The organism is Pseudomonas sp. FDAARGOS_380, from assembly GCF_002591235.1.
Taxonomy (GTDB): domain Bacteria; phylum Pseudomonadota; class Gammaproteobacteria; order Pseudomonadales; family Pseudomonadaceae; genus Aquipseudomonas; species Aquipseudomonas salmasensis.
Genome location: NZ_CP023969.1, coordinates 5,151,799 through 5,175,497, shown reverse-complemented (window position 1 = coordinate 5,175,497; position 23,699 = coordinate 5,151,799). Strand labels below are relative to the sequence as shown.

The window sequence follows — 23,699 nt, the reverse complement described above, 5'->3', positions numbered from 1 at the left end:
ATGCGGTCGTCTTCACTGCAGGCCGGAAAGGCCAAGGGCGGGGTCGATTCCATCGAGTGCAACGGCCAGTGCCTTGGCCTTGTCGGCGATCTGCTTGCGCTGATCGGCTGTAACCTTGTCGTAGGTTGGGTAGCGGTCATTCACCTTGAGCCCGTTGAGTTCGGCGTCGAAGGCGCCGAGCGCGCTGTCGATAGTGGGGAGCAGTTCGGCGGCGGACTTGCCCAGCAACGGGCGCATCAGGTCGACCACTTTGTGCGCGACCTGCTGGTTGGCGGCAAAGCCGTTCAAGTCGATGTGGCTGTAGCGTTCTTCTTCACCGCTCGCCGCACGCACGTCCGCCAGGCTGTTGAGGTTGCGTACCACAATGCTCACCAGTTGCTCCGGTGGCAGGGACTGGGCCAGTAACTGTTGCTTGAGCGTGGTGACGTCGGTAACCAGGCGTTGGGCGACCGGCGCCAGGCCATCGAGGCTGTGTTGTTGGAACAGGCTGTATTCGAGGCGGTGGAAGCCGCTGAAGGCGGGGTCTTGCTCGCGCTGTTCAAAATAATCGGCGCGGGCGTTGATCGCGTTATCCAATTCGGCCAGGCGCTGGGACGCCGGCGCCAAGCGCTGATACGCCTCGCGAGCCGGTACATACAGCGCCTGTGCCTGGGCCAGGTCACCAGCGGCGATGGCCTGTTGCAGGGCCGTCACGGCCTTGACCAGCGCACCGCCTTGGCTGCTCAGGTACACGCGAAACTCCGACAACGGGCCGATAAAGGCCACCATCGACGGCTTGGCCTTGGCCTGGGCGTCAGACTCTGCCGTGGGCGTGACATGCAAGGTGCCGCGCGGGTTGCTCAGCAGGCCACAGGTAATGGCGTAGTCGCCGGGCAGCAGGTTGGCGTTGATCACCTGGCTCAGGCCCGGGGCAATGTTTTCCCGTTCTTCGACCACCAGCACGCCGTCGAGGATTTCCCACTCCACCGCGCGGTCGGAACGGTTGATGATGCGAAAGCTGGCATGCCCGGCCGGTACCGTCAGGGCGTTAGGCTCGCAGGCGTGGCCGTGGATGGTCACCGCGATTTCATTGTGGTTGGCCTGGCGCTTGCCGGCGGCCAATTGCGAGGCGTAGTAGAACAGGCCACCGGCGGCGATCATCACCACCACCGAGCCGGTGACGCCCCAGCGCAGGGCGCGGGACGGCGGGGCCGATTGAGGGGTTGGGTTGGACAAGAGACGGTCCTTACTGGCTGGAAACGGAAGAAGTGTTGGCAACGGGCTGGGTAGGAGGCGAGGGCAGGAAGAACATCACCAGGGCCACCACCAGGTAAATCAGATAGGCGCCCAGGGTGCTGATGGTCGGCGCCTCCTGGTAACCGAACATGCCGGCCAGTACTGAACCGAGTGGGCTGTCCATGGGCAATGCGGTGCTGAAGTCGAACAGCACGGTCTGCCAGTGATTCCACACGCCGGCTTCATGCAGGGCTTGCACCGAGTTGGCGAGAATGCCGGCTGCGACCACCAGGATGAACAGGCCGGTCCAGCGGAAAAATGCGCCGAGGTTCAGGCGCATGCTGCCGGAATAAATCAGCAAACCCACGACGATGGCCAACATCAGGCCGAGCAGGGCGCCCACCAAAGCACCTGGGCCTTCGCTCTGCTGAAACACGGCCAACAGGAAGAACACCGTCTCCAGCCCTTCGCGGGCAACGGCGAAAAACACCATGGCGATCAGGGCGAACACCTGATGCCTGGAGCCGGCCAGTGCATGGTCTAGGGACTCATGCAGCGAATGCTTAATCGAGCGCGCCACCTTGCGCATCCAGAACACCATGGAACTGAGGATGCCCACGGCGACCAGCCCGACGACTCCTTCAAACAATTCCTGCTGCTTTTGCGGGAATTCCGCACTGACCAACTCCAGGCCACCGCCCACCAGCAGCGCCAGCGCCGCCGCAAGGAACACGCCGATCCACACTGCGGGCATCCACTGGCCACGCCCGGTCTGTTGCAGGTAACTGGCGATAATGCCAACGATCAATGCCGCTTCAATGCCTTCGCGCAGCATGATTAAAAAAGGAACGAGCATCGGGCACCCGGGCGCAACTAGTTAGGGAGCTAAGTTGTAACATAATGATACTCATTGCTAAACAAGAAATATTGACCTTTGCTGAACGTGGGCTGAACAGTGGTGGCGAAGCGCAACCGCCCTTATGATGCAGGCCAACCAGACCGCAGCCGGACAGCTCAACGCCCATGTCGGAAAAAGACACCATCTCCATCCACCTCGTGCGCGAAGCGTTGTTGCACAGTTGCGCGTCGGGAGCGGCCACCGTTGAGGCATTGAGCAAAGTCGGGATTGCCCCGGCGTTGCTTGAGCAGCCCGAGGCTCGCGTGGCGGCCACCGCCTATGCACGCCTGTGGCGTTTGCTGGCGCGGCGCAGGGATGATGAATTCTTTGGCATGGACCCGCGCAAGCTCAAGTCCGGCAGCCTGGCGTTCCTGTGTCGCGCCGCCATGGCGCAACCCAGCCTGGCGGCCGGCCTGGAAACCGGCTTGGGGTTTCTCTCGCTGATGCTGGAGCACCTGCCAGCCCTGCTGGTGCGCCAACAGAGCCTGGCGGAAATTGTCCTGCTTGAGCCTGATGAGCCCAAGCGTGCGTTTACCTACTTCACCTATTGGATGATCGTCCACGGCGTCGCCTGCTGGCTGGCCGGGCGGCGAATTCCGATCCTCGCCATTGAGCTGCGTTGCGCGCAGCCGGACTTCTGTGACGATTATCAGGTGATGTTTTCTGACAACCTGCGCTTTGATCGACCACGCACCCGCATGATCTTTTCCGCTGATTGCCTGGACCTGCCGATCAAGCGCAGCCCGCAAGAGCTCCAGCGTTTCCTGGCTCATGCACCGGCTAACATCCTGGTCAAATACCGCGACCCGGAAAGCCTCGCCACGCGCATCAAGCACGACCTTCGGCAGATGCCCCCCGACACCTGGCCGGAAACCGAGGGGCTTGCCGCCAGGTTGTGTATTTCTGCGTCCACACTACGCCGCCGCCTGGCGGAAGAGGGGCAGACCTATCAAGGCCTCAAGGACAGCGTGCGCAAGGAACTGGCGATTGTGTGGCTGGCTGAACCGCAAATCAGCTTTGCGGAAATTGCCACGCGGTTGGGGTTTGCCGATGCGAGTTCGTTCTACAAGGCGTTTCGTAAGTGGTCTGGATCGAATCCCGGGCATTATCGGAGTTTGATTTTGAACGAGCCGAGTCGACTCTAACTTCCGTCATGCGGGATTAGGACAGTTCTCACTTATTCCTTCACCCAAGTATGACAGAACGCTCCTTCTATATTTTAGGACGTGGCTGGCATATTTAGCGCTTGATTTCGTGCACCGTAAGCAACGTGTTCCCACCCGCATTAGTGGGTGCTTGATATCTGCTGGGTTGATATCGAGTGTCGTGTGCTGGCAGCCATTGCTTAACTGTGAGGTGCGCTTATGGGGAAATAAAAGATCAGATATTTCGAGTGGGTATTTATTTACTATTTGCTGATTTGAGGTGAGATCATGAAATGTCTTATTGCGTTGCCGTGTCTCGCGTTAATGCTTTTGTCTGCTCAGGTGCCGGCCTTGTGTCTGTATATAAGTGACAGCTATAGCGGGCTTTTGCCGCCTGGTGTCGAAACGACAGTGTATGGTCCGTTCGCCATAACTTCCGCGAATGGATGTGCGGGTGCGACTATTGACGCCTCAGCTTCCACGGGAGGAGGGCGGGCGCCACAGTTGATTATCCAAAAGCAGTTGGGAGCCTCTTGGCAATCTGTTGCGACAAGCTTTGGGAGCAGCGCTTCATACTCTGGATCGTTTGGTACCTATCGAGTCGCTATGTTCAATTCCGACCCTGATGTGAAATCCTACTCAGGCATCGCCAAGTACGGCCGCTGAAGGCCTGCATTGGCAGTGCGTTAAGATCCTCCTTAGCGCACTGCCCAAACGACTTGGATTCAAGCTTGCTCATGAATCTTTAAATCACTGCTGGAAGAGTTGACGAAGTAGGTCAATGCACCTATCGCGTGATTGGCATCTATCATCCCCCGCCGCCACCTCAAAGTATCTTCTTTCACGTCTGCAGGATTATTCTCAAGGAAATCATTGTAGTCCTCAAGCCGCTCATTAAACAAAGCGATGGCGTTGAATTTAACGTCTGTTTCTGTAGGAAGGCCATCTGCACCACTCGCCAAATTGCCTTCGGCGAATATTACAAATGCATGTATATCTATCATTTCATTGTCGAATAATCGTCGCGCTACTTTTCTGAGGTCATCTGAGCTTATGGCTGTCATGTCAAAGCCCTTTAAATATTCTTTCAGGTCGGCGATTTTTTTTGTTTCACCAAGATTTAGTGTGTCAGCTGCTACGGACTCCTCAGTGATTGTGAATTCATTCGTTATTTGCTCAGGGTTTTTAATAACGTAAGCGTTGGTTGCCTTGGTATGCCTCATCTGCTCAGCAGTCAACATGATAGCCATGTCGCCTTCCTCCATTAGTAAGTGGCACTTGGTTGTCGACACGTGCGCCAATTACTTTAACGTGGGGTGCTGTTTGCCTACATGAAAACGCACTGTTGTTTCTGAAGTATTTAAAGCTGGAAGCCAGGTATAGCGCAGTACTAGGAAATTACCTACGAAGGACTTCCTAATTGGCTTACAGAAATAACTTTCAACATTTTAGGAAGTCCTGGCAAAAAAAAGCCCCACGACCGAATGGACCGCAGGGCTAAAAATTGGCTGGATGCGACCAACCAAAGGAGCTCTTTACCTCACTTGTTGCTGGCGACTACCGTATCCGGCTGCCAGCCACCACCCAGCGCCTTGTAGATCGCCACTATCCCGCGATACAGGTCGACTTCAGCCTGGGCCTGGGAATCTTCGGCGGCCAGGCGTTCGCGTTGGGCGTCGAGCAGGACCAGGAAGTCCACGGTGCCTTCGCGGTAGCGGATCGCCGCGAGGTCGGCGGCGGCGCGGCTGGATTCGCTTTGGCGGATCAGCGAGACCAGGCGTTGCTGGCGCTTGCCGTAGTCGCTGAAGGCGTTCTCGGACTCTTCCAGCGCCAGCAGCACTTGCTGTTCATAGGTCGCCAAGGCGCCGTCGGCTTCGGCATTCGCGCCACGCAGACGCGCGCGCACGCTGCCCAGGTCAAACGCGGCCCAGGTGATGCTCGGGCCCAGGGACCAGGCATTTGCCGCGGCCGAGCCGATCTGCGAACCGCGCCCGGCGGTGAAGCCGAGGAAGCCGCTGAGGCTCACCCGTGGGAACAGGTCGGCCTTGGCCACGCCAATACGTGCGGTGGCGGCGGCCAGTTTGCGTTCGGCGCTGAGGATGTCCGGGCGTCGTTGCAGCAGTTGCCCCGGGTCGCCAATTGGCAACGCCTTGGCAATCGCTGGCAGGTCTTTCGGGCTCAGGTCCACGCTCAGTTTGTCGGGGCGCTGGCCGAGGAGGGTGGCGATGCGGTTGCGCTCACGCACTTGTTCGGCCTGCAGTTGCGGCACGCTGGCTTCAACCGCTGCCAGGCGCGCGTCGGCGCGTTCGACGTCGAGTTGATCACCAACGCCGGCATCGCGCAGGCTGACGGTGATGGTGCGCGACTCCTGCTGGTTCTTCAGGTTGTCCAGGGCGATGCGTTCACGCAGTTGCGCGCCGCGCAGTTGGCCGTAGGCGTCCACCAGTTCGGCAATCATGGTGACTTGCAGTTGGTACAGGTCGGCTTCGGCCACTTGTTGGTCGGCGTCGCTGGCTTCCAGGTTGCGACGGATACGCCCGAACAAATCCACTTCCCAGGCCATGTCCAGGCCCAGGTCGTAGCGCTCGCTGTTGACACGCTTGGTGGTCTGGCCGGGAATCTGGCCCTTGCCCACATCGCTGCTGGCGCGGGAGGTGACCACCGGCATGATGTCGTTGGCCGCATCATCACGGATGGCCCGTGCCGCCCGCAGACGGGCGAAGGCCACGCGTAAATCACGGTTGCCGCTCAGGGACTGGGTCACCAACTGGTTGAGGGTCGGGTCGTCGAACTGCTGCCACCAGATACCTTCGTACTTGGCGTGGTCGTAGCTCTTGGTGTCGGCGGCGGCCGTGATGTTGGCCGCCTCCAGTTGCTGGGTCTTGTAGTCCGGGCCTACGGCACAGGCGGCGAGCGCCAGCACCAGCAGGCTCGGCAGGAATATTTTCACACTCATTGCTGTGTCTCCAGCTTCAAGGCCTTGGCCGCTTTGCGCGCTTCACTGCGCTCGACATAGCGACGGATCAGTACGTAGAACACTGGCGTCAGCAACAGACCGAAGAAGGTCACACCGATCATCCCGGAGAACACCGCCACGCCCATGGCATGGCGCATCTCGGCGCCGGCACCGCTGGAGAGTACCAGTGGCACCACACCCATGATGAACGCGAACGAGGTCATCAGGATCGGCCGCAGACGCAGGCGGCAGGCTTCCAGTACCGCGGCGAGCGGGTCGAGGCCTTCCTGCTGTTTATCCTTGGCGAACTCGACGATCAGGATCGCGTTTTTGCACGCCAGGCCCACCAGTACGATCAGGCCGATCTGGGTGAAGATGTTGTTGTCGCCGCCCGAGATGATTACCCCGGTGATGGCCGACAGCAGCGTCATCGGTACGATCAGGATCACCGCCAGTGGCAGGCTCCAGCTTTCGTATTGGGCGGCGAGCACCAGGAACGCCAGCAGTACGCAGAGCGGGAACACAAACAGCGCGGTATTGCCCGAGAGGATTTGCTGATAGGTCAGGTCGGTCCACTCGTAGGTCATGCCGTTGGGCAGTTCATCTTTGAGCAGTTTTTCAATCGCGGCCTGGGCCTGGCCAGAGCTGTAGCCCGGCGCGGCGTTGCCGTTGATTTCTGCGGTGATGAAGCCGTTGTAGTGCATCACACGGTCCGGGCCCGAGGTGTCGCTGACCTTGATAAAGGTCGCCAGGGGGATCATCTCGCCTCTGTTATTGCGCACTTTCAGCTGGCCGATCTGGTCGGCGTCCTGGCGGAACTGTTGCTCGGCCTGCACGTTGACCTGATAGGTGCGCCCGAAGCGGTTGAAGTCGTTGGCATACAACGAGCCCAGGTAGACCTGCAGGGTGTCGAAGATGTCACTGATCGCCACGCCGTGGGTCTTGGCCTTTTCGCGGTCAATGGCCGCGTCCACTTGCGGCACGTTCACCGTGTAGCTGGTGAACAGGCCGAACAGCTCAGGCACGCCGTGGCTCTTGGCAATCACGTTCTGCACTTCTTTGTACAACTCGTCATAGCCGAGGTTGCCACGGTCTTCGATCTGCAGGCGGAAACCACCGATGGTGCCCAGGCCTTGTACCGGCGGCGGCGGGAAGATCGCCATGTAGGCTTCTTCGATATTGGCGTATTGGCCGTTCAGTGCACCGGCAATCGCACCGGCGGACATGCTCGGGTCTTTGCGCTCATCGAAGGGCTTCAAGGTCACGAACACGATGCCGCTGTTCGGGCTGTTGGTGAACCCGTTGATCGACAGGCCCGGGAAGGCAATTGCAGCTTCCACGCCGGGTTGTTTCAGGGCGATCTCCGACATGCGCTTCATCACGTTTTCGGTACGGTCCAGGCTTGCGGCGTCGGGCAGTTGGGCGAAAGCCACCAGGTATTGCTTGTCCTGGGCCGGTACGAAACCGGTCGGCGTGTGGGCAAACCCGAAGAACGTCAGCACCATCAAACCTGCGTAGACGAACAAGGCAATACCGCTGCCGCGAATCACCCGGCGCACGGTGCCTACGTAGCCATGGCTGGCCTTTTCGAAAAAGCGGTTGAAGGGACGGAACAGCCAGCCACCGAAGACCTTGTCGAGGAACTTGGAGAAACGGTCCTTCGGCGCGTCGTGACCGCGCAGCAACACAGCGGCCAGCGCCGGGGACAGGGTCAGGGAGTTGAACGCCGAGATCACGGTTGAGATCGCGATGGTCAAGGCGAACTGCTTGTAGAACTGCCCGGTCAAGCCACTGATAAAGGCGGCCGGAATGAACACCGCACACAGCACCAGCGCCGTAGCGATGATGGGGCCGGTCACTTCACTCATGGCTTTTTCGGTCGCCGGGAAGGGCTCAAGGCCCAGCTCGATATTACGCTCGACGTTCTCCACCACCACGATGGCGTCGTCCACCACGATACCGATGGCCAGTACCAGGCCGAACAATGACAGGGCGTTGAGTGAGAACCCGAACAGGTGCATCACCGCAAACGTACCGATCAACGAAACCGGCACCGCCACCAAGGGGATGATCGAGGCGCGCCAGGTCTGCAGGAACAGGATCACCACCAGCACCACGAGAATCAGTGCTTCAAACAGGGTATGCACCACCGCTTCGATCGAACCGCGTACAAAGATGGTCGGGTCGTAGGCGATGCGGTAATCCATCCCCGCCGGAAAGCTCTTTTTCAGCTCGGCCATCTTGCTGCGCACATCGTTGGAGATGTCGATGGCATTGGAGCCGGGACGCTGGAAAATCGGAATCGCGACGGCGGGCTGGTTATCGATCAGCGAGCGCAGCGCGTATTGGCTGGAGCCCAGTTCGACCCTGGCGATGTCCTTGAGGCGCGTGATTTCACCGTTGGCGCCGGCGCGAATCACGATGTTCTCGAACTCTTCCTCAGTGACCAGGCGGCCCTGGGTATTCACCGACAACTGGAAACTGGTGTCGCTAGGCGCAGGCTGGGCGCCCAGGGCACCGGCTGCCACCTGGCGGTTCTGCTCGCGGATCGCCGTGACCACATCGGTGGCGGTCAGGTTGCGCGAAGCGGTTTTGTTCGGGTCGAGCCACACGCGCAGGGAGTAGTCGCCCATGCCGAACAACTGCACGTCACCGACGCCGCCCAGGCGTGCCAGTTCATCCTTGATATTGAGGATCGCGTAGTTGGACAGGTACAGCATGTCGTAGCGCTGATCCGGGGAGGTCAAGTGCACCACCATGGTCAGGTCGGGGGAGGCCTTGTCCACGGTAATGCCGATGCGCGTCACTTCCTCCGGCAGCTTGGGCTGGGTGCGCGTCACACGGTTTTGCACCTGCACTTGCGCGTTGTCCAGGTCGGTGCCCAGGGCGAAGGTGATGGTCAGGGTCAGCTTGCCGTCGGCAGTGGACTGCGAAGACATGTAGAGCATGTTCTCGACGCCAGTGATGGCTTGCTCCAACGGCGCGGCCACGGTTTCACCGATGACTTTGGGGTTGGCGCCCGGGAAGTTGGCGCGCACCACCACGGTCGGCGGCACCACTTCCGGGTATTCGCTGATCGGCAGTTGGAACAGCGAGATTGCACCGGCGATCAGGATCAACAGCGACAGCACCGCTGCGAAGATCGGCCGTGAAATGAAGAACTTGGAAAAATTCATCTTAAGTATCCCTTAACCGCGTGGAGCCGCGACGCTTGCGAGCTTGGGCGCTGCGGTTTGCGGCGCTACTTGCTCCAGGTTGCTGGCTTCAAGCGCTTGTCGTTGTTGGGCCAAGGCGGCGAGGGTTTCCTTGCTGGCCATCGGGATGGTTTCCGGCGCGACCGGCGAGCCTGGGCGCACACGTTGCAGGCCCTTGACGATCACGGTGTCGTCCTTGGTCAGGCCACTGCGTACGATGCGCAAGCCTTCGATTTTCGGCCCCAGTTCCACCGCGCGATAAGCCGGCTTGTCGCCGTCCATCACCAGCACGAACTTCTTGCCCAGGTCGGTGCCGACCGCTTCGTCATTGATCAACACGGCCGAATAGGTGCCGCTGCCGACCAGCTTCAAGCGCGCATACAGGCCAGGGGTGTATTCGCCCTTGCTGTTATCGAACACCGCACGGCCACGGATGGTGCCAGTGGCCGGGTTGACCTGGTTGTCGACGAAGTTCATCTGACCCAGGTGCGGGTTGCCGGTTTCGTTGGACAGGCCCAGGTACACAGGGGTGGTTGCGCCACGCCGGCCTTCACGGGCCAGTTCGGTGTACTTGAGGAACACGCGCTCATCGGCGTCGAAGTAGGCGTAGACCTTGTCGGTGGACACCACGCTGGTGAGCGCAGTGGTATCGGCGGTCACCAGGTTGCCGGCGGTGATTTCGGCACGGCTGACGCGGCCACTGATGGGCGAGGTCACGCGGGTGAAGCTCAGGTTCAGCTTGGCCAGGTCCAACTGCGCCTGGATCCCGGCCATGGCGGCGCGGGCTTCCTGGGCGGCGGTGGTGCGCGAGTCGGCCAGTTCGGCGGAGATCGCATTGCTCTGGCGCAGGCGCTCGCCACGTTGCGCTTCGTTTTCACTGCGGGTGGCGGCGGCTTTGGTCTGTGCAAGCTGGGCCTCGAGGCGGCGCACTTCGGCCTGGAACGGGCGAGGGTCGATCTGGAACAGCAGGTCGCCTTTCTTCACCAAAGCGCCTTCAGTAAAAGCGACTTGGTCAATCTGGCCAGACACCCGAGGACGAATCTGCACGGTTTCCGGGGCTTCAAGGCGCCCGGTGAACTCGTCCCATTCGTTGACCGGTTGTTCCAACACCTTGGCCACGCTGACCTTAGCTGGAGGCATGGCGGCCGCTTGTTCCGGGGTCTTGCCGCACGCGCTCATCACCACCACGGCCAAGATCGCCAGGGGGAAGCGCAAATGTTTGAGTGACTGTTCCATGAGGTGCATCCGCCAATGTATTTGAGATGGGCGGATCATGCGCGGGGAGGCGGTATGTCACGAATCGAATGAAGCAAAGGTAACTATCATTCGGAATGATATAAGCGCGGAGTCAGCCCTCTAGCATGGGGGTTTTGTTAGGGAGCTATCAATGTGATTGATGACAAAAGACTGTTGCTCAGGGTGCAAGGAACTTTCCCAGCACCGCGTGGGAGCCTCACGGCGCCTCAAACGCATCGCCCAGAAAGTCGATCAAGGACCGCACCGACGGCATGAGCCCGCGCCTGGAGGGGAACACGGCGGTGATCACGCCCTCAGCGGGTTGCCATGCAGGCAAGACGGCAATCAGGCGGCCATCGGCCAGTTCCTCTTTCACCACCATCCTCGGCAGGTTGGCGATGCCCACGCCCGCCAGTGCTGCGTTTTTCAGGGTGGACATGTCATCACTGATCAGGCGTGGCGTGTGCAACACCTGCGCCGTGGTGCCGTCCAGGCCGGTCAGTTCCCACAGGTACTGAAGCAAAGGGTTGCCCCAATGGATAGACGGCAGTCCGGCAAGGTCTGGCGGTAGTGAGGGCAGGGGAGAACCCTGCAAAAAAGCTGCGCTCGCCACCAGCACTTGAGGACTTTTAGCCAACACTTTCATGACCAGCTCACTGCTTTCCAGCGGCGGGAAACACAGGTTCAAGGCCATGTCATAGCCTTCGCTGATGATGTCGACCTTGCGGTTGAAGCTTTTCACGTTCAGTTCGACGCTGGCGCATTGCGCCATGAATTGGGCGAGCATCGGCGCCACCCAATAGTTGAGCAGTGCGGTGGTGCAGCTTAAGCGGATCACACCGCGCGGCTCTGATTTGTTGAAGGCAATCACATCTTCGGCCGACTCGGCCTCGCTAATCATCGCCACGCAATGGCGGTAGTAAGCCAAGCCGATATCGGTGACCTGGAACTGGCGCGTCGAACGCTGTATCAGCCGTGCCCCCAGCCTGGCTTCAAGCTGGCTGACTCTGCGGCTCAAGGTCGATTTGGGCAGGTTCAGCGCACGGCCCGCCGCCGCAAAGCCGCCGTGCTCGACCACCTTGGCGTAGAGGAAGAGTTCGTTGAGGTCGAACATGGGCAGTGTTCCATTTTTGAGATGGCCAAGCTTAATCCAACTCAGCCCCTACGTTGGGCAAATGTCAGCGCTTTCATCCGCGCCTCAGTTCAGTGTACGGCTGACCTCACGCAGGCGCACGTCGCTCAGGTTGCCGGTGGAGGCCAGCAGGTGCAACTGCGCCATCAGGATCGCATAGCGCTGTTGGGCCAAGCGTTGCTGGGTATCGGTGACTTTCTGTTGGGCATCCAGTACATCGATGTTGATACGCGAGCCGGCTTCGAAGCCGTGGGTCACGGCGGTAAGGTTGATCAGGCTGGAGTTCAAGGCCTGCTTGAGTGCCTGGTATTGGCTCACGCCGTTGGTGACTTGCAGGTAGGCCTGACGTGCCTTCATGCCGGCGTTGCGGCGTGCATCTTCGACTTCGTCCGCCGCCTTGCTTTGCAGTGCATGGGCTTCGCGCACGCGACTGCTGGTGCGGCCACCGCTGTACAGCGGAACGCTCAGTTTGACCCCGACCACGGTCTGGTTATAGCGGTTTTCCGGCAACGTCACATCGTAGACATCACCGCCGACAGAGGCGAAGCGGCCATGGGCGGCGATCAGGTCCAGGGTCGGCAAATGGCCGGCCCGTTCCTTGTCGATGTCCATTTCGGCCAGGCGCTGGGCAATCTGCGCCGCCTGTACGGCAAGGTTGCCTTGTTGCGCGGTCGTGGCCCAATCATCGATGGCAGCGGGCACCGGGGCACTGAACTGCGGCTCTTTGCCTGACCAAGGGCCCGCCTGCGCGGCGGTCAATTGGGTGAGTGTTTCGTTGGCTATGTCCAGTGCGCCACGGGCGGCCACCTGTTCGGCGAATGCCTGGTCGTACTTGGCCTGCACCTGGGCGAGCGCATTAGCGGTGGTGGCGCCGTCGGCCAGCAGTCGCTGGCTGCGCATCTGGCTCTCGCGCAGGGTTTGTAGCTGTTGCGTGCGGGTGTTCAACAGTTCCTGATTGAGCAGTACGTCGAAATAAGCGCGGGCGACGCGCAGCATCAGGGCTTGGCGCGCCTGTTCGGTGTGCAGTTCACTGGCGCTGATCAACAGTTTGCTTTGGTCGTGAGCGATCACATTCTGCCAACGCAGCAGCGGCTGTGTGAGGACCACGGCATAGGCGTTGGTGTTATTGCGATTGCGATGATAGTCGGACGAATCCTCGGCATCGACCCAGGCCGCGCCGCCAGTGACAGACAGGTCCGGCAGCAGGTTGGCACGGCTTTGCGGTTCCTTTTCTGCCGTGGCCAATTGCTGGGCCTGTGCGGCGGCGAACTGCATGTCGTGGGTCAGCGCCTTCTGGTACAGGTGGTACAAGTCATCTGCCGATACCTGGGTGGGCGCGCAGGCGAGTGCCAGCCAATACAGCGGCATGAGCAGCGGGGTGGTGTTGAGATGCAGGCCTGGAATACGCAAGGGGTGTGCTCCACTGAAAGATTTATCGACTGATGTGGCTTCTGCGCATCATCAGCACCATGGGAATCCCGATGGCCATCACCGCTCCCAAGGTGCCGAACAGCATGCTGAACGCCAGCATTTGCCCCTGTTCGCGCGCTTGCAGGTAGGGCATCAGCGCCAGGGCTTGTTGATGGCTCGCCAGGCCCAGGGAAAGAAACAACGGGTCGGTTTCCACACCTCCCCAACCACTGGCCACCAGGCTCGATTCGGTGACATGCTCGGAGAGCAGGCGATAGCGTTCCCACGAGAACCGTGTGAGCAAGGTGGCTGCGATGGCGATGCCCACGCTGCCCCCCAACTGGCGCATCAGGTTGAGTACGCCTGAGGCGCCGGAGATCAATGTCAGCGGCAGGCGACGCATCGCCAGGTTGGTCAGCGGCACGAAGATCACGCCCAGGCCCAGGCCGCGGATCACCAAGGGCCAGTACAGCGAGTCGGGGTTACTGTCGAGGGTGAACTGGGTGTGCAGGAACATCGCATAGCAGTACATGACAATGCCCAGGGTGACGAACACACGCTCGTCGATCTTGTTTTCCTGGGACAGCTTGCCGATCACCAAGGTGCTGATGGCGCTGGCCACCGCCCCGGGGAAAATCACCAACCCGCTCTGGTAAGCGCTCTGCGCCAGCAGGGTCTGCAAGAACAGCGGCACCATGAACAGCGTGCTGTACAGCCCGAAGCCCACGCAAAACGCGCAGATGCACCCCATCAGGAACTCGCGGTTCTGGAACAGCGCGACGTTGACGATCGGGTTGGCCACACGCCGCTCCCACCAGAAGAAACCCACCAGGCTGAAGCTGCTGAGCAACAGGCAGGCCACGGTCCAGTTGGACGCCATCCAGTCCCAGTGTTCGCCGCGCTCCAGCAGGATCTGCACGCTGCCGACGCCCAGGGCCAGCAAGCAGAAGCCGCTGTAGTCGACACTGGAAGGTTTTTGTTCGTTGGGCGAGTCGTTGATACACAGCCAGCACAGCAACAAGGCCACGGCACCGATCGGCAAGTTGATCAAAAAGATCCAATGCCACGACAACGTGTCGATCAGGTAGCCGCCGACGGTCGGACCCAAGGTGGGCCCCATCATCACGCCCACGCCATACAGCGCCATGCCGCTGCTGACTTTTTCCTTGGGGAACACGTCGTAGATGATTGCCTGGGAAATCCCCAACAATCCGCCGCCCGCCAGGCCTTGCAGCACCCGGAACGCGACCAGTTGCCAAAGTTCGGCAGACATCGCGCAGCCCAATGATGCCAGCACGAACAGCGCGGTAGAGACCAGGTAATAAGTCCGCCGGCCGAACCACGCCGACAGCCAGCCACTGACCGGCAGAATCACCACGTTGGCCACCACATAACCGGTGGAGACCCAGGAGATTTCATCCACCGACGCCCCGTAGGTGCCCATCAGGCTGGGAATCGCTACGTTGACGATGGTGACATCGAGCAACTCCATCATCGAGACCAGCGTGACGGTCAGCGCAATCAGGTAAGGCGACTTCATAGCGTCTGGCCGGTGTCGTCAGGTGCGGCCACTTCGACAAACGCGCTCATGCCCGGGCTCAACAACAACTTGTAGTCATCTGGCACATCGTTGAGCGCGATCCGCACCTGCACGCGCTGCACCACCTTGGTGAAGTTGCCCGTGGCATTCTCCTGGGGCAGCAATGAGAACTTGGCTCCGGTGGCCGGTGCCAGGCTTTCGACGACGCCGTCGAAGGCGTGCCCGGGGAAGGCGTCCACGGTGACACGGGCATTCTGGCCCACGCGCACGCGGCCCACCTGGGTCTCCTTGAAGTTGGCGGTAATCCACAGTGCGTCGGTGGCGATCAGGCTCAGGAGCTTTTGGCCAGCAACCACAAACTGGCCGGGTTCAACCTCTTTTTTCGAGACAATGCTGCGCATCGGCGCGGTCTGGCGGGTGTCGTCGAGCTGGATCCTGGATTGTTCCAACTCAGCTTGCGCGGCCGCGATCCGATAGTCCTGCACCTTGAGTTCGGCCTTGTTGGCCAAGGTACTCTGGGCGGCGGCCTGGGCGTTTTTGCGCGCCACCTCCTGGGCATGACTGAGGGCGTCGAAACGCGCCTTGGCCACTTCCAGGTCCTGGGTGCTCAGCACGCCTTGGGCGCCGAGGCGACGGGCACGCTGGTAGTCGTTGCGCGCTTGCTCAAGGTTGGCGCTCGCTTGAGCCAGGGCCGCCTGCGCGGCCTCGCGCATGGCCACCGCGCTGAGCACCTGGCTGTCCAGCGCCCCCGGCACGCCCGCGCGCCCGGCGGCGGCGAGCAGCGCTTGCCACTGTGCTTCGCGCTGCTGCAACTGGTAGCGGTATTCGCTATCGCGGATCTGAAACAGCAGGTCGCCGCTCTTTACCGTGACGTTGTCCACCACCGGCACACTGATCACCACGCCCGAAAGCTTGGCCCGTACCGGGATGATCACCCCGTCGAGCTCGGCGTTGTCGGTACTCACGTAGGTGCTGGAATACTGCCAGCGCTGCCAGCCCAGTATCAGCAACCCGCCGACCACGACGCCGCACAGCGTCAGTTTTATCAACTTGCCTTTAGTCATGTGGTACTCCCTGTCGATGCGCGTTGAGGTCAAGCAGGCTCAGAAACGCTGTGGGCCTCCCGTGCAGGGCGATCCACGGTGGGCTGGGCACTTGCGACCAAATAGTCGATTCGCAGACACGGGCGTCCGGGCGAACACTCTTTTATTCACTTTCAGTGGGGCTGAGTGTTCTGCAGGAGGGTGTTGACGTTGTTGCGAATCGAATGCGATGGATGTTGGCGTTTTGCTGTCAGTGCGTCTTGAACGAAACGCTTGTCTTGCGCAAAACCTCAGCGGCAGTGCGCGGCGTCATGCCAATCATGCGGCGCATCATGCGAGCCAGATGCGCCTGGTCAGAGAAACCGCCGTCGGCAGCGGCGTCCGACAACGTCGAACCCCCGGCCAGGGATTTGGAGGCCCTTTCCAATTTGTTCCAGATGATCCACTGAGAGAGGGAAACACCCATCTGGTGGGTGGCGACGAAGCGCAAGCGCGGGCTGGACAACCCCACCGCCTGGGCAGCGCGACTGACGCAACCTGGACCGTCGCGGTCCAGGCGCAGAATATTCAAGGCTTTGTGAAGCCTATGGTCGATCGGCGGGGTAATTGCCAGCAGCCGTGAGAGGGCGTCAACAAAGTGCGACAGGGACGTGCTATGACGAAAGCACTCCAGCAGTTCATCACTGGCCAGGGCGATGCCATCGTCTTGCAGCAACGCATTGAGCGCACGGCCCAACGCCGTGTCCGGGCTGACATACAAAAATGCCACCGGATGACTTTCGGCCACGGCACGGTGTTCGACGTTGGGACCGATGATCACGCCTGCCGCACGGATGACTTTTCCGGGCAGCTCCAGGGTGGCGGGTTGGCCTACGCCGATGCACAGTTGGATGGCGACATGGGAGTGAGCAGTGTTTTGATCCGCACGGCCAATGTAACCGGCCCATGAGTCGCCAAAGGTAACGCTGCCATCCCACATTTGAAGTCTTCCTTGACGTGTTGGGTGATTGTTCGACGCGTGCAGGGTAGGCCTGGGCGGGTTTGGATTCAAGCGTGGGGCGGGTCGGACGCAAGACAGTCGTCACTCAGAATACGGTTGTGGGCCTCGTCTGCTTTTTTTGACTTGAGTTATCCGACTTAATAGGCGCTGATGCTAATTCTATAATTTTGGGCGCTAACTGGCGCAGAAGGGGATAAGTACAGGTTATGTTGGATTTAAGCTTCAGCAAGCCGAGTGAAGTCGTCAAGCGCCTCTAGAGCGCTTGGTGCTGGACATGAACGCAACTTCAGGATGACGCCGAACCTGTGGCGAGGGAGCTTGCTCCCGCGACGGCCTGACAGCCGACGCCTACCTACCTGACACCCTAACGATCCAACTGTGGGAGCGGGCTTGCCCGCGAAGGCGACCTGGCAGTCAACACAGTTGGATTGTGTTCATATCCATTGCTGCGGTAACGGCTACTTAGGGTTCCGCCCTGACGGCGGGTCACTTTGGAAAAGAGCCGGAATGCCGGCCCAGCCCAAAGTAACCAAAGGGCTCTTGCCCCACCACTCGGCACCTCGCTTAGGCTCGGTGTGCCCGTAATCCGCCAGTGATTTGGGGGCCCCAAATCCCTGTCGAATTCCGGCCAGCGTGGTTTAACGGGGCGCCTGAGATCAAGATCACAAGCAGATCAAGATCAAGAGCGGCTCGCTTCGCATCGTGGTTACCGTTGGGTGTGGTCACTCATGGCAGGGAATTTATCGCCTTTATGACCGCATCGGCGATGGTCTTTGTAATAAGCCGACGCTGACGGTGATCAATCTTTGGGCTCAGCCATGTGGGCAGGCTGTTCAGCACGGGCAGAATCGCCGTGAGCGCGCCCTCGCGCAACGGCCCGCCGGGCTGATGGCCCAGTTGGCCGACCACTTTCATGAGTTCCGACTCGTAGGCTAGCCTCAATCGCTCAACGCTCGCCTGCATCGGCGCGCCCAGGCAAGTGGCGTCCATGACCGCCAACTTGAAGTGCCCGGTCATCTGTTCATGCAATTGAAGGTGGCCTTCAATCAGCTTTGCCAGGCGTTGCGCGGGCGTCAATCTACGGGTGTTGATCCGGTCGACGTGCGACAACAGCGTCTGATACAGCTCTGTCAGCCACTCAAACAGCATGGCTTCCTTGCTCTCTACATGGTGATAAATCGCGCCCGGGCTGATGCCGACATGCGCCGCCAATTCGCGCATGCTGACCTGGCTGAAGCTACGTTCCTTGAACAGCTCCAGGGCTCTGCGCTGGAACTCCGAGCGGCTGAGCGCGGGAGCCGTCCTCATGTGTCGAGTGCCTGCTGCTTGGCAATTTCCTGGTTGCGCAGGATGAACCGCTGCAATTTGCCACTGGGGGTCTTGGGCAGTTGCTCAACGAACTCGATTTCCCGTGGGTACGCATGTGCGGCCAGGCGCTGTCGGACATGCAAGCGCAAGACTTCCGCCAACTCGACACTGGGCAGGTACTCGCGGTTGAGCACGACAAACGCTTTGATCAGCTCGGTACGTTGCGGGTCGGGCTTGCCGATCACCGCGGTTTCGACCACTGCCGGGTGTTCGATAAGCGCGCTCTCTACATCGAAAGGCCCCACGCGGTAGCCGGACGTGGTGATCACATCGTCGTTACGGCCGACAAAGCTGATACTGCCGTCCTCATTGAGCTCCACGATATCGCCGCTCAAGTAGTAACGGCCCACAAACGCCTTGGTGGGCATGTGAAGGTAGCCATTGAACCAGCACAGGGGCGAGCGCTCGCGATCCACCGCGAGGACGCCCGGTTGGCCTGTCGGCAACTCCCGCTGCGCATCGTCCAGCACGACAATCCGGTACCCCGGCACCGCATAACCGGCAGAACCCTCACGGACCCGATGGCGTAACCCATGGTGATTGCACAGCACCATGCCGATTTCGGTTTGGCCGTAATGGTCGTGAATGACCACGCCGAGCTGTTCGGCGAACCAACGGATGACTTGCGGGTTGAGCGGTTCGCCGGCGCTGCTGACGATACGCAGTTGGCCACGCACGGCGTCGGCGAACTCCGCCCCGGCATCAATCAGCAGGCGAAAGGCCGTAGGCGAGCCGGCCAGGTTGCTGATCCCGTACTTGGCGATAATCCGGCTGGTGCTTTGTACGGTGAAAGGGCCGTCATGGAACAACGTGGCGCGGCCGCAGGCCAGTGGCCCGGTCACGGCGTAATACAAGCCATAGGCCCAGCCGGGGTCGGCGAGGTTCCAGAAACGGTCGTCTTCGCGCAGGTCGATTGAATCGCGCATATAACTTTTGAAGGCCAGGATGGCGCTCAAAGGCACCTCCAGCGGCTTGGCCGGCCCGGTGGTGCCCGAGGTGCACATCAGCAGGAACGGCGCACGGGCGTCCAGCAGCTCAGGTGTGCAGTCGGGTTGCTGATGCTCCAGCACCTCCCAAAACGCGTAGTCGCTGGGGCGCTGTGGGGGGGCGTCGGTCACGATGACGCGGGGGCAGTCGAGGAGCTCGTCCAGCTTGGGACGGTTGTGGGCGTCGGTCACGATCCAGCGCGCGTTGGAACAGTCCAGTCGCTGTTCAATGGCCTTGGGGCCGAACGCGGTAAAGAGCGGTTGGTAGACCGCCCCGATGCGCCAGGTTCCCAGGAGGGCAATCACCAATTCAACCGTGCGTGGCATCAGGCCGGCAACCCGATCCCCCGGCTGCACGCCATGGGCGCGTAGGAAGTTGCCGAAGCGCGCCGCGTGCGCCTGCAGTTCGCTGAAGGTGTACTGCGTGGCGCGGCCATCGCGCGTTTCGCAATACAACGCCACGGCATTGCCCTGGGCGTGCCGGTCGCAGCATTCAATGCAAGCATTCAAGGCGCCGAGTTCGCCGTGCAAGTCCTGGGCAGCCAGGTGTAGATAATCGAAGGATGAGACTGCTGAGTCGTAATCGCGCATAACGTACCTGATTATTATTGTTGGAATTTGTGCTGTGCCCACGCAGGTTGCGCGGGCGCTTGGATGTTGCTAGTGGTCCATCATTTGGGCCGCTTGCTGGGTCGCGTGGCTGGTCCGCGTGGCCAGCTTGCGCACTTCGTCGGCGACCACCGCAAACCCGCGACCGGCTTCGCCAGCTCGCGCCGCTTCGATGGCGGCATTCAATGCCAACAGGTTGGTCTGGCTGGCAATGCCCTGAATGGTGGCGACAATCTGCGTCAGCTTGGTGAGGGTTTCCTGCATCACCTGGTGTTGTTGCGCCTGCGCCTCGCGCATCGCACTTTCTTCATGGTGGGCATGGATATCGGTGATGGCACCCACCACCCGTTGCGGCGCGCCGTCCGGTGCGCGGCGGGTTTGCCCACGGCCGCGAAACCAGCGGTAAGTGCCATTGGTGTGTTTGAGTCGATACTCCACATCGAACGGAGTTTTGCCGCTGCGGTCGTCCACATGGGCGACGAACGCGCCGATGGCCCGTGCGCTATCCTCGGGATGCAAGCGCGAGGTCCAGCTTTCCAGGGTGTTGGGGAACTCCTCCACCGTGTTGCACCCCAGCAGCCGACGCATCTGCGAAGACCACCAAATGGTGTTGTTCGGGTTCGCTGGGTCACCGGCCACCACCTCGATATCCCAGAGCCCGTCGTGCAGCATTTCTCGAGAAATATCGAAACGTGTGGCCGCCAGTTCGAGCGCCTCGTGGTGCAGGTACTGTTCATGAATGTCACGCACGGTTCCCCCCATGGCAAGCGCTGTGCCCTGCGCATCGCGTCGGGCGGCTCCGCTGATCCGGCACCAGCGATAGTCATTGCCGAGTGCCGACTTCATCCGCACGTCGAGCGCAAAGGCCGTACGCCCGCTGCGGTCGGCAAGGTGCCGGGCGAGCGCCGCCCGATGCGCTGGCTGGTCATCCGGGTGCAGTTGTTCGCTCCAGCCGCCAAGCTGGTCAATCGCCTGGGCCAGGTTCGACGCAGACCCCGTCCACGTCATCGCAGCACCCGGTGCGGGGGTAGCAGCGCCATCCAGTTCCAGCTCCCAGAACCGTTCACCTGCGCCCTGTGTGATCAGCGCCCAGCGCGCCTCCCACTGCCGCACCAGCTGTTCATGGCAGGCCAGGCGCTCTTCCAGTTGGCGGGTTTCCAACGTCTGTGCGCGGGCCTGCTCCTTGAGGACTCGCCGTTCTTGCAGCAGTTGTTCGACGCTTGCCAGGATGCGGCGCAACAACGGGTGGCTTGACGACAGCGGTGTACCTGGCTGGTCAGGCTGCTCCAGTCGGTCGGCGAGCGGTGCCAATACGTAGCGGGTGGTTCGGCTGAAAAAGAGCATGGGGCACCTCTACCGCGGTCAAATGGGGTCAGCCTGCAAGGACGGCGTCGGCGCCGATAAGGCCTGGGAGTCAAAGATTGCCGCCCCCGGCAGGGCCTGCCAGGCCGAGGGGCCAGCGGCGATTTCCTGAGCGCTCAGCAGGCAATTGTCGAGTGCGCGCTGCAGCGCTTGGGTGTCCAGGCCCTGGCCGATAAAGACCAGCTCCTGCCGGCAATCGCCGACAATGCTGTCCCACTTGGCCATGATGTTCTGCAACCGATATTCATCCTGCGGCCATTGCGACTGCTCGATGAAGTTCCACCAATGCCCGACGTAGTCCCACTGGAACTGCCTGCCGCTTTGCACCAGCAGGCCGGTTTCCAAGTGCCTGCTGGCGAGCCAGAAGTAACCTTTGCTGCGCAACAGGCGCCCGTTGTGCCAGGGCTGCTGGAGAAAATCGAGTAATCGCTGTGGGTGAAACGGGGCACGCTCGCGGTACACCCAGGAGGTCACGCCATAGGTGTCCGATTCAGAGGCCGGCGCGTCGTCGGCCTGCATTTTTTTCATCCAGCCGGGCGAGGCCGCAAGGCTAGGCAAATCAAACAGGTGAGTACCGAGGATGGCGGATAACTCCACGTTACCCTGAGCCATCGGGATGATCCGCGCGCTTGGGTTAAGGCCGGCGAGGATCGCGTGCACGGCCTGGTAGCCGGGCTCGTCGATCAGGTCCAGTTTGTTGACGAGAATGACGTTGGCGTATTCCACTTGCTCGATCAGCAGGTCGGTCAGATGGCGCATGGGGGCTTCCTCGCGGGCCACCATGCCCGGCGATTCGAGCAATGCTTCAAAGCGACTGCCATCGACCACCGTCACCAAGGTGTCGAGCCGCGCCAGTTCGCTGAGGCTGAAGCCCTGCGCGTCAAGGAAGGCGAACGTCTCGGCTACCGGCATCGGCTCGGAGATCCCCGTGGACTCGATCAGCAAGTAGTCGAAACGTTGCTGGCGCGCCAGGGCGCTGATCTGCTCGAGCAAATCGGCGCGCAGCGTGCAGCAGATGCAGCCATTGCTCATCTCGATCAACTCATCGCGACCCCGGTGCAGCGCCACGTCGCGCTGCACCTGCTCGGCATCGATGTTGACCTCGCTCATATCATTGACGATGACCGCTACGCGCAGGCCGTCGCGATTGCGCAGGATATGGTTGAGCAGGGTGGTTTTGCCGGCGCCGAGGAAGCCGGAAAGCACCGTCACCGGCAGTCGGCCTGTCAGGGCGCCGCCCATCATGCGTTCACCGTGCTATCGGCGTGGTCCAGGTAGCTTTCGAACAGGTCGACCACCACGAACCCCTCATCTGCTGCGTCGCCCCAGAGCTCTTTCACGCGAAACTCGACGTGGTAGGTCGGCTGATGCGCCGCGCTCAGATCACCGTGGCCGATCGCGTCGGGGAAGGGCCACTTTTGCGTGGTGCGGTGCACAACCACGCCTTCTTTGCCGCGCACATAGGCCGGCATGCGGGTATGCCCGGCCACATACTCGTCTCGCACCACCACCCGGTCGCCCACCTCAAAGGGCGCGCGGCCGGTGATTGCTGGGCGCCCACTGGCATGCGCGGGGTTCGCCAGCTTGAAGTGCGAGCCCAGGGCCTGATCGAGTTCCGCCTGGGTGATTACACCGGTTTCGACCAGCAGGGTGGCGGTCGCGATGACATAGCGTTCGTAGTATTGGGTGCCGACATGTTGGCGCACATCCAGGCGCTCCACGGCATGGCGCACTTCGTCCACGCTGAACTTTTTCAAGTGATCGGCGCCGACAAACATCAGGCTGTAGGCCAGGTGCTCCCAGTCCTGCTTGAACACGGGTTGGTAGCTCAGGCTGTTGATGGTGTGAGGGACTTTGCCAAAGCCTTGAAACCCACCGAGATCGTGAAAGCCATCCATTGTGAATACCTCTGAAAAATGCAAAAAACAAAGGGCACCGGTTACGCCACGTAAGGCAGGGCCACGCCGATAAGCACATCCTTGGTGATCAGTTTTCGCAGCGCCTCTTCATCCATGGCTTCGCTGCCCTTGGGCCGTACAGGCAGCACCAGATAGCGGGTTTCGGCGCTGGTGTCCCAGACCTTGACGATGACGTCGGCCGGCAGCTCGGTGCCCAGCTCCCGCAGCACGGTGCGCCCTTCGCGCACCAGTCGGGCGCGGAACTCGAAGCCCTTGTACCACTCCGGCGGCAAGCCGAGGACAGGCCAGTTGGTGCAGGAGCACAGGCTGCACACAATCACGTTTTTCACGCTGGGCGTGTCTGGCAGCGCAACAATGTATTCACCCTGCGGGCCGGTATAGCCAAATTGGGCGCACGCCGCGGTGCCGTCTTTGAGCAGCAGTTCGCGAAACTGCGGGTCTACCCAGGCCTTGGCCACCACCCGAGCTCCGTTCTCCGGGCTCCATTGGTGCGCCATCAGCTGTGTCATGTGTTCGATGTAACCGTCGGGGATCAGATCCTTCTGCTTGAGCACCTGCAGTAGCGCTTGCGAGCGTTCGCCCGGTGTTGATGTGGTTGCTTGATGTGCGCTCATAAGTTGACTCCTCATCGTTGAGCTTCTGGGCAGCGCCTGGCGGCTTGTTCTTTTTGCGCTGCGCGGGATTAC

The 23,699-nt window shown here is 60.9% G+C and carries 17 protein-coding genes and 2 pseudogenes; 1 reads left to right on the top strand and 18 read right to left on the bottom strand.

Going from position 1 to position 23,699, the window contains the following annotated elements:
- Window positions 1-12 precede the first annotated feature (12 nt).
- Together efeO and efeU are read right to left on the bottom strand one after the other, a co-directional pair.
- Complete coding sequence (efeO, locus tag CRN80_RS24285) at window positions 13-1,215, bottom strand: iron uptake system protein EfeO (RefSeq protein ID WP_098951589.1); 1,203 nt, start codon at window positions 1,213-1,215, stop codon at window positions 13-15.
- A 10-nt stretch (window positions 1,216-1,225) separates the two neighbouring features.
- A complete protein-coding gene (efeU, locus tag CRN80_RS24280; RefSeq protein WP_098951587.1) occupies window positions 1,226-2,071 on the bottom strand; it encodes an iron uptake transporter permease EfeU in 846 nt (281 codons plus the stop codon).
- Between the two features lie 167 nt (window positions 2,072-2,238).
- Here efeU and CRN80_RS24275 point away from each other — a divergent pair, with 167 nt between their 5' ends.
- Window positions 2,239-3,258 carry an AraC family transcriptional regulator gene (locus tag CRN80_RS24275; RefSeq protein ID WP_098951585.1) on the top strand — a complete coding sequence of 340 codons (1,020 nt, stop codon included), beginning with the start codon at window positions 2,239-2,241 and terminating at the stop codon, window positions 3,256-3,258.
- 725 nt (window positions 3,259-3,983) lie between these two features.
- On the opposite strand, the gene CRN80_RS24270 is transcribed toward CRN80_RS24275, so the two are convergent.
- The 16 genes and pseudogenes from CRN80_RS24270 to nthA form a co-directional block, all read right to left on the bottom strand.
- Complete coding sequence (locus CRN80_RS24270) at window positions 3,984-4,508, bottom strand: hypothetical protein (RefSeq protein ID WP_098951584.1); 525 nt, start codon at window positions 4,506-4,508, stop codon at window positions 3,984-3,986.
- A gap of 290 nt (window positions 4,509-4,798) precedes the next feature.
- Window positions 4,799-6,214: an efflux transporter outer membrane subunit gene (locus CRN80_RS24265; protein WP_098951582.1), complete on the bottom strand. Its 1,416-nt coding sequence runs from the start codon at window positions 6,212-6,214 to the stop codon at window positions 4,799-4,801.
- A complete protein-coding gene (locus CRN80_RS24260) occupies window positions 6,211-9,390 on the bottom strand; it encodes an efflux RND transporter permease subunit (RefSeq protein WP_044273664.1) in 3,180 nt (1,059 codons plus the stop codon). The genes CRN80_RS24265 and CRN80_RS24260 overlap by 4 nt, the downstream gene beginning before the upstream one ends.
- A gap of 12 nt (window positions 9,391-9,402) precedes the next feature.
- Complete coding sequence (gene mexE / locus CRN80_RS24255; RefSeq protein WP_098952677.1) at window positions 9,403-10,644, bottom strand: multidrug efflux RND transporter periplasmic adaptor subunit MexE; 1,242 nt, start codon at window positions 10,642-10,644, stop codon at window positions 9,403-9,405.
- Between the two features lie 217 nt (window positions 10,645-10,861).
- Window positions 10,862-11,758: a LysR substrate-binding domain-containing protein gene (locus tag CRN80_RS24250; RefSeq protein ID WP_098951581.1), complete on the bottom strand. Its 897-nt coding sequence runs from the start codon at window positions 11,756-11,758 to the stop codon at window positions 10,862-10,864.
- A gap of 84 nt (window positions 11,759-11,842) precedes the next feature.
- Window positions 11,843-13,186 (bottom strand): TolC family outer membrane protein, encoded by a 1,344-nt coding sequence (locus CRN80_RS24245; protein WP_098951579.1) that lies wholly within the window; start codon window positions 13,184-13,186, stop codon window positions 11,843-11,845.
- Window positions 13,187-13,208: 22 nt separating this feature from the next.
- Window positions 13,209-14,726 carry a DHA2 family efflux MFS transporter permease subunit gene (locus CRN80_RS24240; RefSeq protein WP_098951577.1) on the bottom strand — a complete coding sequence of 506 codons (1,518 nt, stop codon included), beginning with the start codon at window positions 14,724-14,726 and terminating at the stop codon, window positions 13,209-13,211.
- Entirely contained in the window at window positions 14,723-15,790 is a 1,068-nt protein-coding gene (locus tag CRN80_RS24235; protein ID WP_098951576.1) for an HlyD family secretion protein, read from the bottom strand. The genes CRN80_RS24240 and CRN80_RS24235 overlap by 4 nt, the downstream gene beginning before the upstream one ends.
- A 229-nt stretch (window positions 15,791-16,019) precedes the next feature.
- Complete coding sequence (locus CRN80_RS24230) at window positions 16,020-16,748, bottom strand: AraC family transcriptional regulator (protein ID WP_098951574.1); 729 nt, start codon at window positions 16,746-16,748, stop codon at window positions 16,020-16,022.
- 747 nt (window positions 16,749-17,495) lie between these two features.
- Window positions 17,496-18,077, bottom strand: coding sequence for a TetR/AcrR family transcriptional regulator (locus CRN80_RS24220; protein WP_098951572.1), 582 nt, complete (start codon window positions 18,075-18,077; stop codon window positions 17,496-17,498).
- Window positions 18,074-19,714, bottom strand: coding sequence for an AMP-binding protein (locus tag CRN80_RS24215; protein WP_098951570.1), 1,641 nt, complete (start codon window positions 19,712-19,714; stop codon window positions 18,074-18,076). Before CRN80_RS24215 ends, CRN80_RS24220 begins: the two co-directional genes overlap by 4 nt.
- Window positions 19,715-19,807: 93 nt before the next feature.
- Window positions 19,808-19,999, bottom strand: a pseudogene (locus CRN80_RS32190) (methyl-accepting chemotaxis protein); the annotation flags it as partial.
- Window positions 20,000-20,125: 126 nt separating this feature from the next.
- Window positions 20,126-20,740, bottom strand: a pseudogene (locus CRN80_RS32185) (PAS domain-containing protein); the annotation flags it as partial.
- A gap of 354 nt (window positions 20,741-21,094) precedes the next feature.
- A complete protein-coding gene (locus CRN80_RS24205) occupies window positions 21,095-22,339 on the bottom strand; it encodes a GTP-binding protein (RefSeq protein WP_032891982.1) in 1,245 nt (414 codons plus the stop codon).
- The gene (nthB, locus tag CRN80_RS24200; RefSeq protein ID WP_032891981.1) at window positions 22,336-22,992 is read right to left on the bottom strand and encodes a nitrile hydratase subunit beta; all 657 of its coding nucleotides are present in this window, start codon (window positions 22,990-22,992) and stop codon (window positions 22,336-22,338) included. Before nthB ends, CRN80_RS24205 begins: the two co-directional genes overlap by 4 nt.
- Before the next feature lie 41 nt (window positions 22,993-23,033).
- Entirely contained in the window at window positions 23,034-23,627 is a 594-nt protein-coding gene (nthA, locus tag CRN80_RS24195; RefSeq protein WP_098951567.1) for a nitrile hydratase subunit alpha, read from the bottom strand.
- Window positions 23,628-23,699 lie beyond the last annotated feature (72 nt).